We start from the raw sequence: 12,202 nt of genomic DNA on the forward strand, positions 1-12,202 counted from the left end.
CATGTCGCGAGGATGTCAGTTTTGTTACGCTCCACAGACGTGGGGGTTACTGCTGGAGGACCAGCAGTTCCTCGAAATGCTTCATGTCCTTGAAGCCGCAGAATGCCGGGGCCCGCAATTCGACGATCGGCGCCTCGCTGGCAAACAGCGAAAGGCAATCGTCGAAAAGGGCCTGCCACTCAGCTGCTCGTTCGTCGGCCAGGCGCTGGATCTGATAGGCGAATGTGATGTGGAAGACATAGCTATCGTGATCTGGATGCCGGTATCCGAATGGCATCGCCAGTGCATCTCGCCAGCCTCGCATGATGCACACGTCGTCTTCGGTCGCACCGGCAACGGTGAGGCCGGTCGGCACGATCTCGACCACCTTGATGTTGAACGGGCCCAGGCCCTCGAAACTTTTCAGACGCTCCAGGTAGAGATGCGTCATCGCATCGATGCTGGTGTCGAGCGGCACGTCGTGTGGCCAGTAGGGTAAGCGGGGCGGTGTTCGATGATGCCCTGGAACAGCGTCATGTGCAGGCTGGAAACGGGCGTGAAGGCCAGACGGTCGGCGTCGTATAGCGCGACGATCTGGATGAGACGTGAGCGGCGATCTGGATGAGATTCTCAGGTCGCGGTCACGTGCAAATTATCATGCTGATTGTCGCTGGCAAGGCCTTCATCTATTTCTGATTGCCGCTCCGCGACAAGTTCGTGTTTGTTCTTGATTGTCGCGTAAGAGGCTGGCCTGCCGCGCTGGCGTTTGGCTTCCATGGCGGATCTGCGCCGGTAGCTTTCGACGTTCATCTCGAAGATCGTTGCGTGGTGAACAAGTCGGTCCACTGCGGCGAGGGTCATGGCGGGGTCCGGAAAGATTCTGTTCCATTCTCCGAAGGGCTGATTGGCGGTGATCATGATGGAACGCCGCTCATATCTTGCGCAGATGAGTTCGAAGAGCACGCTCGTTTCGGCCTGGTCCTTGGTGACGTAGGCCAGATCGTCGAGGATGAGCAGATCGAACTTGTCGAGCTTGGCGATGGCGGCTTCGAGCTGCAGCTCTCGCCGCGCGATCTGGAGCTTCTGCACGAGATCGGTGGTTCGGGCGAACTGCACGCGCCAGCCCGTTCTCAATGAGGGCGAGTCCGATCGCTGCCGCAAGATGCGACTTTCCGCCACCGGGTGGGCCGAACAACAGGATATTGGCGCCCTTGGCGAGCCAGCTGTCACCGGCGGTCATGGCCATGACCTGGGCCTTGGAGACCATGGGTACGGCGTCGAAGGCGAAGCTGTCGAGCGTCTTTCCGGGCGGCAGATGCGCTTCGGCCAGATGCCGTTCGATCCTGCGATGTGCCCGTTCGGCCAGCTCATGCTCGGCGATGGCCGAGAGGAACCGGGCGGCGGGCCACCCCTCTCTATCGGCCTGCTCGGCAAATTGCGCCCAGAGCGTCTTGATCGTCGGTAGCCGGAGTTCGTTGAGCATGATGCCGAGGCGGGCTTCGTCGATGGTGTGGGCGTTGCTCATGCGACGTCTCCCACATGGGTTGCCCCGATCAGGGCTTCATAGCCGTTAAGGGAAGCGAGTTGCACCAAGACGGTCGGCAGCCGTGCGGGGTCCGGGCCGAGGAGGGTTCGCAAGACGGCAATATCGGGCAGGTCGCCGGCGTCGAGGGTCTCGGTGAGTTGCTCGGCAAGCTCACGCTCGCAGCCTCGATCGTGGGCCAGCGCCAGCAGATCGACCATGATCTTGCACGCCTGCCTGTCCGGCAGCCGCTCAATGAGCTCGTCGAAGGCCCTGCGGTATTCCTGCCGCGGGAAGAGCTTGTCACGATAGACGAGATTAAGAAGCGCCATCGGCTTTTTGCGCAGGGAATGGATGACGTGCCGATAGTTGACGACCTGATCGTGCCTCCCGTCGGCATGGCCTCGGCCCCTGGGCAGCGTCATCAGCTTTGTTCCTCCCATAAAGACCTCGAGGCGATCATCGAACAGGCGGATGCGAAGCCGATGTCCGATCAGGCGGGAGGGAACGGTGTAGAAGACCTTGCGCAAGGTGAAGCCGCCGGTCCGCGACACGGTGACGACCACCTCCTCGAAGTCGCTGGTCCGCTGGTCTGGAAGTTCCTGCAGTTGAGGGCGTTCGGCATCGATGCGCTTGCCATGATTGGCGTTGTGCCGGCTGACGATCTCGTCGATGAAGGCTCGATACGCGCCGAGATCGTCGAAATTTCTGCTGCCGCGCATCAGAAGGGCGTCACGGATGGCATCCTTGAGATGGCCATGGCTGCTTTCGATCGAACCGTTCTCGTGCGCGATGCCCTTGTTGTTGCGGGTCGGCGTCATGCGGTAGTGCGCGCAAAGCTCTTCGTAGCGATGCGTGAGATCCTCCTTCGCATCGGCGCTGAGGTTGCGGAAAGCCGCCGACAGGCTGTCGCTGCGATGATAGAGCGGCGCTCCCCCAAGCGACCACAGCGCGTTCTGCAGTCCTTCGGCCAGGGCCACGAAGCTCTCGCCGCCGAGAATGACATGGGTGTGTTCAAAGCCGGACCAGGCGAGCCGGAAGTGGTAGAGTAGATGATCAAGAGACTGGCCGGCGATCGACACGTCAAGGCTGCCCATGTCGGTAAAATCCGATAGCCCGAGTCGGCCGGGTTCGTGAAGCTGGCGGAAGATAACCTCCTGCTCTTCGCCGTGGATGGCACGCCATGACCGGATGCGCCGCTCCAGCGTTCGGCGAATGCCCGCGCTCAGTTCCGGGTGCCGCCGCAGCATCTCCTCATAGATGGCGACAACACGGATGCCTGGCGCCGCCTTCAAAAGGGGAACGACCTCGGCATCGAAGATATGCTCGAGAGGGTCAGGCCTCCGCCGGCCACGAGCCTTTTGCTTTTGCGATGGCAGGTGCGCGTCCGTCTTGATGCGATAGGCCGTCGCCCTGCTGATCGACGCCTTGGCGGCGGCGACCTCGATAGAATTGTTTTGTCGGTACTTCATAAAAAGCCTCGTCTGATGATCGGTTACATGGCGACCCGGCACAAAGATGGTTCTCCATTCCAGAAAACCACCAAGCTACCGGGCCGACCGCGATCATAAGACGCTGAAAAATTGCGCGGCGGCGGGGGTGTAACTCCGGTCGGGCTACGCCCTCCCTTCGTCACACCCCCGCCGCCGAGTCTCATCCTGATTGACGCTGAGTCTCACCTTGTTTGTCGCCGCGCAGCGTCGAGCATCGCCATCATCCGCTCGCGCACGGCAAGCACCACGGCCTCGGATGGCGAACCGCCGAGATGGCTGACCACGGTATTGCCGGGCTCTACCAGGAAGTTACCGGATGTGTCGTAACGCGTGCCGAGATGCGCGGGAGTAGTCGGATTGGAGCCGGCAAAGAATCCGGCGAGCGAGGGTCTGACTGAGGCAGGCATCGAGATCTCCAAGGGAAGATCGCCTCCTGTCGCAGTCATGTGTCAGGGGTATGAAACGGTATCATCGAGGGAAGGCCCGGCGCCGCGCCTTGTCGCTCACTTGCCGCCGGTGACATCGAGGAACGTGCCTGTGATGAAGGAAGCTTCGGCGCTCGCGAGCCATAGGATTGCCCGTGCGACCTCTTCGGGCTGGCCGCCTCGCCCCATCGGGATCGAGTCCTTGACGCGATCCACCCGTCCCGGCTCCCCGCCGCTAGCATGCATGTCGGTGTAGATATGACCGGGGCGAATGCAGTTGACGCGTATCCCATCCCGCGCGACTTCCTTGGCAAAACCGATCGTGAATGTCTCAACGGCACCCTTCGACGCAGCGTAGTCGACATATTCTTTTGGACTGCCGAGCCGGGCCGATGCCGACGAGATGTTGATCACGGCGCCGCCCCGGCCGTTGTGGCGATACGACATCCGCTTCACCGCTTGCTGTGCACAAAGGATAGGGCCGATCGAGTTGACCGCGAAGATACGCCGCATCCGCTCGAATTCGAGATCCTCTAGCTGAGACTTCTGCGCAAGTATCGCAGCGTTGTTGACCAGTACATCGATACGGCCGAACTCCCGGTCGATCGCGGCGAATAACCGAGCGACCTGCTCTGGGTCCGCGCTATCCGCGCGTACGGGCAAAGCCCGTCGCCCGGCAGCTTCCACGTCAGCCGCCACCGCAAGGGCGGCAGACTCGTTGGAGACAAAGCTGATGGCCACATCGTAACCTTGTGCGGCAGCGAGCCGCGCAGTCGCCGCGCCCACGCCACGACCTCCACCCGTTATCAGAATTAGCGGCGCTTGAGAGACGCTATCCATTTAGCAAACCTTGGTGTGATGGTGAGGTAACAATCCAGGACTGCGACCGGCTGAACGCTGACATTCATCTCGCCGCCGCCATCTTGTGGTGGTCATGGGGCCCAGCCCCTGGGCTATCCGCCATGTTTTTCCAGAAAAGCCTCCGCCGAGAGCTCGCGGAAATCGTCGAGTGAGGCGCGCAACCTGGCATGGTCCCAGTCCCACCAGGCCAGCGCCTGGTAGCGTTCGGCGATGCGACGGTCGAAACGCTCGCGGATCGGCTTCGCCGGCACGCCCGCGACGACGGTGTAGGGCGCGACATCTTTCGAGACCACCGCACCAGCGCCGACCGCGGCGCCATCACCGACGGTGACGCCTGGCAGGATGGTGGAGCCGTGGCCAAGCCAGGTGTCGTGGCCGACGGTGACCCGCTTGGCGCGGCGCTGGGCGAAGAATTCGCTCTCATGCTCGGCGTCGTCCCAGTAGTCGGAGGCGCGGTAGGTGAAATGATGCATCGTCGGCCGCCAGGTCGGGTGATTGGTGGCATTCATGCGCACGCTGGCGGCGATGTTGGAGAACTTGCCGATGGCGGTGCACCACACCGAGCAGTCCTGCATCATGTAGGAATAATCGCCGAGATCGCTTTCCGTAACCCGGCTGCGGTCGGCAATCTCGGTCCAGCGGCCAAGCGTCGAGTTCTCGACCTGCGCCGTCGGGTGGATCAGGGGCGTTTCCGAAAGCCTCCGGGTCATGCGGCGATCTTCGAGGTGCCGAAAGCGGTCACGTCGATGACGCGGTCGGCAACCGCCTCGCGCACGTCATGGTCGTGGAAAATGCCGAGCAGGGCGACACCCGCCGCCTTCTTGGCGGCGATCAATGCGATGACCACCTCACGGTTCGTGGCGTCGAGTGACGCCGTCGGCTCGTCGAGCAGCAGGATCGGGTGCTCGATGATAAAGCCGCGCGCGATGTTGACGCGCTGCTGCTCGCCGCCCGAGAAGGTCGCCGGCGGCAGCGCCCACAGTTTTTCGGGCAGGTTGAGCTGTGCCAGCAGGGCGCGCGCCTTTTCGCGCGCCGTCTCGCGTTCCTCGCCGCGCTCGACCAGCGGTTCGGCGATCACGTCGAGTGCCGAGACGCGCGGTACGGTGCGCAGGAACTGGCTGACATAGCCGATCGTTTGCCGGCGTACCGCAAGCACGGTGCGCGGGCTGGCCGTCGCAAGATCGATGAGGCCGCCTTCGTGGTGGACGATGATCTGGCCTTCGTCGACGGCATAATTGCCGTAGAGCATCTTCAGGATCGAGCTCTTGCCGGCGCCGGACGGGCCGCCCAGCACGGTGCATTCGCCAGCCCTGATCGAGAAGGACACACCGGAGACCACCGGCAATTTGATGCCGTCGCGCAGATGCATGGTGAAGCTCTTGGCGACGTCGGAAACAACGAGGGGGGTGGGCATCAAAAGGTTCTCCAATCGTCATTCGTTTGCGGGCCAGCACCCCCCTCTGGCCTGCCGGCCATCTCCCCCTCAAGGGGGGAGATTGGCTGTCGCATGTGGCTTCGCCATTCTTCAGCGTCGCAGGTTGGGCGGGACATAGAAGCTGCCAATCCCCCCCCTTGATGGGGAGATGGCCGGCAGGCCAGAGGGGGGTACGCCGGAGCAATCATCGTCAAACCTGTAGAATCGAGGAAACAAGCAATTGCGTATAAGGCGCGCGGGGATCGTCGAGCACGCGGTCGGTGAGACCGCTCTCGACGACGCGGCCGTCCTTCATCACCATCATGCGCTGCGACAGGAGTCGGGCGACGGCGAGGTCGTGGGTGACGACGATGGCCGCGAGGCCGAGATCGGTGACCAGACCGCGCAGCAGGTCGAGTAGACGTGCCTGCACCGAGACGTCGAGGCCGCCGGTCGGCTCATCCATGAACACCAGCCGGGGACCGGTGACGAGGTTGCGGGCGATCTGCAGGCGCTGGCGCATGCCGCCGGAAAAGGCGCGCGGCTCGTCGTCGATGCGATCCTCGTCGATCTCGACGCGTGACAGCCAGTCGACCGCGGTGGCGCGGATCTTGCCGTAGTGGCGGTCGCCGACCGCCATCAGCCGCTCACCGACATTGGCGCCGGCCGACACCGTCATGCGCAGGCCGTCGGCGGGATTCTGGTGTACGAAGCCCCAGTCGGTGCGCATCAGGAAGCGCCGTTCGGCCTCGCTCATGCGGTAGAGCTCGCGGAACTGGCCGTCGCGCATTCGGTAGCTGGCCGTGCCGGAACTCGGCAGCAGCCGCGTCGCCAGGCAGTTGAGCAGCGTCGTCTTGCCAGAACCGGATTCGCCGACGACGGCCAGAACCTCGCCGGGCCAGAGGTCGAAGGTGACGTTCTCGCAGCCGACGCGCGAGCCGTAGAATTTGGAGAGCGCCGAGACGCGCAGCAGCGGTTCGTCGGTCATTGTGCCGGCTCCATTGTGTCCGAGGCAATATGGGCTTCAGGGGCAAGATGGCCGCGATGGCCGTCCGCCCTGCGCTTCTCGCAGTGATCGGTGTCGGAGCAGACGAACATGTGGCCGCCATGATCGTCGAGGATGACCTCGTCGAGGTAGACATTCTCGGCCGCGCACAGCGCGCAGGGCTGGTCGAAGGTCTGCACCTCGAACGGGTGATCCTCGAAGTCGAGGCTGACGACGTCGGTGAAGGGTGGCAGCGCGTAGATGCGCTTCTCGCGGCCGGCGCCGAACAGTTGCAGGGCCGGCGACTGGTGCATCTTGGGATTGTCGAACTTCGGCGTCGGCGAAGGGTCCATCACATAACGGCCGTCGACCTTGACCGGATAGGCATAGGTGGTGGCGATGCGGCCGTGCCGGGCGATATCCTCGTAGAGCTTCACATGCATCAGGCCATATTCCTCCAGCGCGTGCATTTTGCGCGTTTCGGTCTCGCGCGGCTCAAGGAAGCGCAGCGGTTCGGGGATCGGCACCTGGTAGACAAGCACCTGACCGGCGCTCAGCGGATGTTCGGGGATGCGGTGACGGGTCTGGATGATGGTGGCGCTGGCCGTGTTGGTGGTGACGGCAACGTTGGCGACCTTCTTGAAGAAGGCGCGTATGGAGACCGCATTGGTGGTGTCGTCAGCGCCCTGGTCGATCACCTTCAGCACATCGTCGGGACCGATGATCGAGGCGGTGACCTGCACGCCGCCAGTGCCCCAGCCATAGGGCATCGGCATTTCGCGCGAGGCGAATGGCACCTGATAGCCGGGAATGGCGATGCCCTTGAGGATCGCCCGGCGGATCATCCGCTTGGTCTGCTCGTCGAGATAGGCGAAATTGTAGGTGGCGATGTCGGTCATGGTGATCACATCCGCTCTGTGCTATGAAATTGACGTCTTGGACGCTGCAACAGGGCCAAATCCACATGACCGCAACCGGATGGGTGCACCTTGGAATCCTGCTGCTTTGTCGGCGCGGTAGCATTTACCCTTCGAAAAATGGTTGTTCCCGCGCCGAAGGAACGCTCGCAGGGGGAGACCGTTGCTGGCGCCAGCGAGGTGTACGGGGTGGCTCGCTTGATGGCGGCGGCCATTAGGATCATTCCGCGACCTCCGATCCCTCGGCGTAACGCGTCAGACCGGGCCAAACTCTGATGATCCCAATCGGGTGGATACCCCTTGGACCTCTGCTCCTGGCAATCGGCGTTTTCGCCGTCTTCGTTGCTACGCGTCAGAGCCTCGCCAGACAGAGAAGCCGGTCGGCCAACGCCTCCTTCTCCGGTGACAGCGGTCACCACGGCCATGGCAGCCACGATGGCGGCAGTCACGGGGGCGATGGTGGCGGACATGGTGGGCACAGCTAGGGTCATTCCGCTGCCTCCCTTTTCTCTTCGGCCTTCACAGGGTTTTCACGCGCGTCGTATTCGGCGCGCATGCGGCGCACGAGGTCGAGTTCGGCCTGGAAGTCGACATAGTGCGGCAGTTTCAGATGCTCGACAAAGCCGGTGGCCTGGACATTGTCCGAATGCGAAATGACGAACTCCTCGTCCTGCGCAGCGGCGACGACATCCTCGCCGAGTTCGGTGGCGCGCAGCGCCCGGTCGCACAGCGCCATGGCCATTGCCTTGCGCTCGCTTTGGCCGAAGACGAGGCCATAGCCGCGCGTGAATTGCGGCGGCGCCTTGGCCGAACCCTTGAACTGGTTGACCATCTGGCATTCGGTGACACGCACTGTTCCGAGCGGCACGGCGAAGGGCAATTCGGGCACGTCGAGTTCCAGTTCGACCTCGCCGATGCGGATTTCACCGACGAAGGGGTGGTTGCGGGCATAGCCGCGCTGGGTGGAATAGCCGAGCGCCAGCAGAAAGCCCTCGTCGCCGCGTGACAGCGCCTGCAGGCGAATGTCGCGCGCCATCGGGAATTCCAGCGGCTCGCGGGTGATATCGCCAGGAACGTGATCCTTCGGCATGTCGCCATCCGGCTCGATCAGGCCTTCGCGGGCAAGGATCGCGGAGACGCGCGGCATGGCTTCCGCCTCACTGGTGCGCTGTTGCGGTTCGGCGACGTCGCCACCAGCGGCAAGCTCGGGGTCCAGCAGCCGGTGCGTATAGTCGAAGGTCGGGCCGAGAAGCTGGCCGCCTGGCAGATCCTTGTAGGTCGCCGACACGCGCCGCTCGACTTGCATCGCGGCGGTGTCGATCGCCTTGGTGTAGCCAAAGCGAGGCAACGTGGTGCGATAGGCACGAACAAGGAAGATCGCCTCGATCATGTCGCCGCGTGCCTGGACGATTGCCAATGCCGCCAGTTCACGGTCGTAGAGCGAACCTTCGCTCATCACCCGGTCGACGCCGAGCGCCAGCTGCTCGACGATCTGGTCGAGGCGAAGTGCGGGCACCGAACGGTCGCCGCGCCGGCGATCGGCAAGAAGGCTGTGGGCGTTGGCGATTGCGGCTTCGCCGCCTTTTACCGCGACATACATGTCAGGCCTCCATCGTCTTGATGCGCGTGGTACGCGGCAGGCAGGCAATGCCGTCCGGAGTGGCAAGGATGATGTCGATGCCGCGCGGAAAGCGCTGGTTGTTCTGTTTCCATTGTTCGACGAAGTGGCGCGGCATCTGCGCCGGCGCGATCGTCGCCGTCGTCTCGATGCCGGGTCCCTGCAGCAGCAGAGGCGCGCCCGAAGCAAGATCGCTCACCTGCAGGATCAGCGTCGTGGAGCGGTCGGGATATTCCTGGGTGCCTTGGGAAAAGCCATCGAGCGCCATCATTTCGCAAGGGGCGGTAATCAAGGCGAAATGGGCGTCCGCCGGCGTGTTGGCCAGCGGTGCGCCGGAGTGGAAACCAAGCCAGGATTTCACCGTCACGGAGGCCTGCAAAGCAGGATCGAGCCAGATCGGCGTATCATTGTCGCACAGCGCCAGCGCGATGGCACCGGCTGTCGCCCATAGCGGCGACGGCGGGCGGGCAAGGGCCGGCAGCTTCCGCACCATGCCCGGCCGCGCCATCGCGTCCATCACGGTACGGAACACGGTCTGGGCATTGAACACCGGGTCGGCGAAGCCGCCCTCGATTGATTGGGCCGTGATGTCCATCAGTCTTCTCCGCGTACCATGGTGAAGAAATCCACCTTCGTTGCCGCCGTCTCGGCGCGTCTTTGTTCCCGCGCCCTGACCAGTCCCTGCTGCAAGGGTGCGATGATCCTGGTCTCGACCTCGCGGCGCCGGGCCGGGTCTTGCCAGAGCGCGTCGGCGATGGCCGCCAGCTTCGCCTTCTGCTTGTCGCGGCCGAGCGCGTAGCAATGGCCGACCTGTCCGGATGGAAGCCGGACCGTGGCGCGCGTCACCGTCGCCTCGCCGACATTGAACGGTGCGCCGCCGCCGCCGATCCGGCCACGCACGGTGACCAACCCGGTTTCGGGACCACGCAGCAGCTCGGCTTGCGAGGGCAGGCCGGACTCGTTCCACAGGCGAACGATGTCGTCGCCACTGGATTGCGCCAGGGTTGCCATGGCGGCCTTGCGCTGAGCCTGATCGCGCGCTTCCTGTCCTCGCATCGAACCTTCCTTCTGATTTCAATTTGTCTAGTGATATAGACAACTATACAAATTATACCTATTATCTACCGCGAGTCCATGACGGGTGGATGACAGGGGCGACAGAGGGGCAAGGGGATGGTCGGACAGGACAAGGTCAACAGTATCGAGCGGCGCAGCGGGGTCTCTCTGTGGCGGCAGATCGCCGACGGGATCCTGCAGTCGATCGCGGCAGGGGATTTTGCGGAGAATGCCGCGCTGCCGCCTGAAGTGGCACTGGCCGAGCGCTATGGCGTCAACCGCCACACGGTGCGCAACGCCATTGCGGCATTGGTGCAGGAAGGGGTGCTGCGGGCCGAGCAGGGACGCGGCACATTCGTGCTGTCGCGCAAGCGCCTGTCTTATCCGATCGGCGCGCGGACGCGCTTCTCGACAGGCCTGCAGGGCCAGACATCCGAACGCCATATCGTCCTGCTCGCCTCTTCGGTCGAGCCTGCCAGCCAGCGCGTCGCCGAGGGGCTAGGACTTGCCAAGGGCGAGAATGTGATACGGCTGGAAACACGCGGCGAAGCAGACGGGCTGCCGGTGTCGCGCGCTGCCGGCTGGTTCGATGCCCAACGCTTTGCCGGCATCGATGCCGCGATGGCGGAAACCGGGTCGATCACCGCATCGCTGGCACGTTTCGGCATAGACGATTATCTCAGGCAATCGACCGTGCTGTCGGCGCGCCATGCCGATGCGGCGGACCTTGCCGATCTCGACCTGCAGCCCGGAGCCATCGTGTTGGTCACGGTCTCCGTCAACGTTACGCCCGAAGGCCAGCCGATCCAGTTTTCCGAGTCGCGGTTTCCCGCCGAGCGAGTCGAACTTAAATTGTCGGCGCTTTGAGGTAACGCCGTAGCTTGCCTATCCGACTTCGATCACGGCCTTGATCAGGCCGGATTTCTCGTGCGCCCAGCGGGCGAGATTGGCCGGTGTTTCGGCCAGCGCGGTGCGGTGGGTCACGAGCTTTGCCATTGGCACCGCGCCATTGCGGATCGAGGCGGCGACGTGGTCGAAGTCGGCGCGCAGAGCATTGCGGCTGCCGATCAGCGTCATCTCGCGCTTGTGGAATTCCGGATCGGAAAAGCTGATGTCGTCCTTGACCACGCTGACCAGCACCAGCGTCCCGCCATGCGCGACATGGGCGAAGGCCGACTGCACCGACTGGGTGTTGCCGGTGGCGTCGAAGACCACATCGAAGCCTTCGCCACTGGTCGCATGCTTGACCAGATCGGGCGCCGCGCCGCGCGAGCCGTCGAGGGTCTGGAAGCCGAGTTCGCTTGCGGCAAAATCCAGCCTTTCACTGCTCGTGTCGAGCAGCGTCACATCCAGGCCGGCGATGCGGGCGAAGATGGCGGTGCCGAGCCCGATGGGGCCGGCGCCGATGACCAGTGTGCGCGCGCCGGGATCGGCGCGTGAGCGCCGCACGGCATGCGCGCCGATGGCCAGGAATTCGACGGCGGCGGCATCCGCCAGCGACAGGCCGTTGACGGGATAGAGATTTTGCTGAGGCACGAGTATCTGTTCGCACATGGCGCCATCGCGGTGGACGCCCAGTACTTCGATCCTGACGCAGCAGTTCGGCTTGCCGTGCCGGCAGGCGATGCATGTGCCGCAGGACAGATAGGGGTTGATGACGACCGGCTCGCCGACGGCAAGATCGACACCTTCACCAACCTCGATCACCGTCCCCGACACTTCATGGCCCATGACACGCGGATAGGCCAGGAACGGGTGCTTGCCTTCGAAGATGTGGTAGTCGGTGCCGCAGATGCCGACATGGCTGACCGCGACCAGCGCCCAGCCGGGAGCGGGTGCGCTGGGAGCGGGACGATCTTCCAGGATGAGATCGCCGGGCGAGCGGCAGACGACAGCTTTCATGCTTCAATCCAGTCGGTTCACGGCATCGCC

14 protein-coding genes and 1 pseudogene are annotated in these 12,202 nt (G+C 63.6%); 1 reads left to right on the forward strand and 14 read right to left on the reverse strand.

The genetic code is table 11. The features are described 5' to 3' along the window. Positions 1 to 46: 46 nt before the first annotated feature. The 13 genes and pseudogenes from LGH82_RS24505 to phnG form a co-directional block, all read right to left on the reverse strand. Positions 47 to 457, reverse strand: a complete 411-nt coding sequence (locus LGH82_RS24505; protein WP_264484333.1) for a hypothetical protein — start codon at positions 455 to 457, stop codon at positions 47 to 49. Next, positions 427 to 579, reverse strand: a complete 153-nt coding sequence (locus LGH82_RS33725; RefSeq protein ID WP_413771476.1) for a DUF1868 domain-containing protein — start codon at positions 577 to 579, stop codon at positions 427 to 429. Before LGH82_RS33725 ends, LGH82_RS24505 begins: the two co-directional genes overlap by 31 nt. A gap of 30 nt (positions 580 to 609) precedes the next feature. After that, positions 610 to 1,504, reverse strand: a pseudogene (gene istB / locus LGH82_RS24510) (IS21-like element helper ATPase IstB). Beyond that, positions 1,501 to 2,973 carry an IS21 family transposase gene (gene istA / locus LGH82_RS24515; protein WP_227344002.1) on the reverse strand — a complete coding sequence of 491 codons (1,473 nt, stop codon included), beginning with the start codon at positions 2,971 to 2,973 and terminating at the stop codon, positions 1,501 to 1,503. The pseudogene istB and the gene istA overlap by 4 nt, the downstream one beginning before the upstream one ends. Positions 2,974 to 3,176: 203 nt before the next feature. Beyond that, a complete protein-coding gene (locus tag LGH82_RS24520) occupies positions 3,177 to 3,401 on the reverse strand; it encodes a DUF1868 domain-containing protein (RefSeq protein ID WP_227345203.1) in 225 nt (74 codons plus the stop codon). Between the two features lie 96 nt (positions 3,402 to 3,497). Beyond that, complete coding sequence (locus LGH82_RS24525; RefSeq protein ID WP_227345204.1) at positions 3,498 to 4,259, reverse strand: SDR family oxidoreductase; 762 nt, start codon at positions 4,257 to 4,259, stop codon at positions 3,498 to 3,500. Positions 4,260 to 4,372: 113 nt separating this feature from the next. Next, positions 4,373 to 4,990 carry a DapH/DapD/GlmU-related protein gene (locus LGH82_RS24530; protein WP_227345205.1) on the reverse strand — a complete coding sequence of 206 codons (618 nt, stop codon included), beginning with the start codon at positions 4,988 to 4,990 and terminating at the stop codon, positions 4,373 to 4,375. Further along, positions 4,987 to 5,694: a phosphonate C-P lyase system protein PhnL gene (gene phnL / locus LGH82_RS24535; RefSeq protein ID WP_227345206.1), complete on the reverse strand. Its 708-nt coding sequence runs from the start codon at positions 5,692 to 5,694 to the stop codon at positions 4,987 to 4,989. The genes LGH82_RS24530 and phnL overlap by 4 nt, the downstream gene beginning before the upstream one ends. A gap of 211 nt (positions 5,695 to 5,905) precedes the next feature. Further along, positions 5,906 to 6,682, reverse strand: coding sequence for a phosphonate C-P lyase system protein PhnK (gene phnK, locus LGH82_RS24540; RefSeq protein ID WP_227345207.1), 777 nt, complete (start codon positions 6,680 to 6,682; stop codon positions 5,906 to 5,908). After that, entirely contained in the window at positions 6,679 to 7,578 is a 900-nt protein-coding gene (locus LGH82_RS24545; RefSeq protein ID WP_227345208.1) for an alpha-D-ribose 1-methylphosphonate 5-phosphate C-P-lyase PhnJ, read from the reverse strand. Before LGH82_RS24545 ends, phnK begins: the two co-directional genes overlap by 4 nt. A gap of 505 nt (positions 7,579 to 8,083) precedes the next feature. After that, a complete protein-coding gene (locus LGH82_RS24550; RefSeq protein ID WP_227345209.1) occupies positions 8,084 to 9,196 on the reverse strand; it encodes a carbon-phosphorus lyase complex subunit PhnI in 1,113 nt (370 codons plus the stop codon). Position 9,197: 1 nt separating this feature from the next. Further along, on the reverse strand, positions 9,198 to 9,809 hold the full coding sequence (phnH, locus tag LGH82_RS24555) for a phosphonate C-P lyase system protein PhnH (RefSeq protein ID WP_227345210.1): 612 nt from the start codon (positions 9,807 to 9,809) through the stop codon (positions 9,198 to 9,200). Then, positions 9,809 to 10,270 (reverse strand): phosphonate C-P lyase system protein PhnG, encoded by a 462-nt coding sequence (gene phnG / locus LGH82_RS24560; protein ID WP_227345211.1) that lies wholly within the window; start codon positions 10,268 to 10,270, stop codon positions 9,809 to 9,811. Before phnG ends, phnH begins: the two co-directional genes overlap by 1 nt. A gap of 117 nt (positions 10,271 to 10,387) precedes the next feature. Between phnG and phnF the strand changes: the two genes are divergently transcribed. Next, positions 10,388 to 11,137: a phosphonate metabolism transcriptional regulator PhnF gene (gene phnF, locus LGH82_RS24565; RefSeq protein ID WP_227345212.1), complete on the forward strand. Its 750-nt coding sequence runs from the start codon at positions 10,388 to 10,390 to the stop codon at positions 11,135 to 11,137. 18 nt (positions 11,138 to 11,155) lie between these two features. Here the strand turns inward: phnF and LGH82_RS24570 are convergent, their stop codons facing one another. Continuing rightward, positions 11,156 to 12,172 (reverse strand): zinc-binding alcohol dehydrogenase family protein, encoded by a 1,017-nt coding sequence (locus LGH82_RS24570; RefSeq protein WP_227345213.1) that lies wholly within the window; start codon positions 12,170 to 12,172, stop codon positions 11,156 to 11,158. Positions 12,173 to 12,202: the final 30 nt, after the last annotated feature.

Origin of the sequence: Mesorhizobium sp. PAMC28654 (genome assembly GCF_020616515.1) — a bacterium.
Lineage (GTDB): Bacteria > Pseudomonadota > Alphaproteobacteria > Rhizobiales > Rhizobiaceae > Mesorhizobium.

Coding starts and splice junctions, on each gene's coding strand:
- istA (WP_227344002.1), bottom strand. CDS start 2,973: ATGAAGTACCGACAAAACAATTCTATCGAGGTCGCCGCCGCCAAGGCG.
- LGH82_RS24520 (WP_227345203.1), bottom strand. CDS start 3,401: ATGCCTGCCTCAGTCAGACCCTCGCTCGCCGGATTCTTTGCCGGCTCC.
- LGH82_RS24525 (WP_227345204.1), bottom strand. CDS start 4,259: ATGGATAGCGTCTCTCAAGCGCCGCTAATTCTGATAACGGGTGGAGGT.
- LGH82_RS24530 (WP_227345205.1), bottom strand. CDS start 4,990: ATGACCCGGAGGCTTTCGGAAACGCCCCTGATCCACCCGACGGCGCAG.
- phnL (WP_227345206.1), bottom strand. CDS start 5,694: ATGCCCACCCCCCTCGTTGTTTCCGACGTCGCCAAGAGCTTCACCATG.
- phnK (WP_227345207.1), bottom strand. CDS start 6,682: ATGACCGACGAACCGCTGCTGCGCGTCTCGGCGCTCTCCAAATTCTAC.
- LGH82_RS24545 (WP_227345208.1), bottom strand. CDS start 7,578: ATGACCGACATCGCCACCTACAATTTCGCCTATCTCGACGAGCAGACC.
- LGH82_RS24550 (WP_227345209.1), bottom strand. CDS start 9,196: ATGTATGTCGCGGTAAAAGGCGGCGAAGCCGCAATCGCCAACGCCCAC.
- phnH (WP_227345210.1), bottom strand. CDS start 9,809: ATGGACATCACGGCCCAATCAATCGAGGGCGGCTTCGCCGACCCGGTG.
- phnG (WP_227345211.1), bottom strand. CDS start 10,270: ATGCGAGGACAGGAAGCGCGCGATCAGGCTCAGCGCAAGGCCGCCATG.
- phnF (WP_227345212.1), top strand. CDS start 10,388: ATGGTCGGACAGGACAAGGTCAACAGTATCGAGCGGCGCAGCGGGGTC.
- LGH82_RS24570 (WP_227345213.1), bottom strand. CDS start 12,172: ATGAAAGCTGTCGTCTGCCGCTCGCCCGGCGATCTCATCCTGGAAGAT.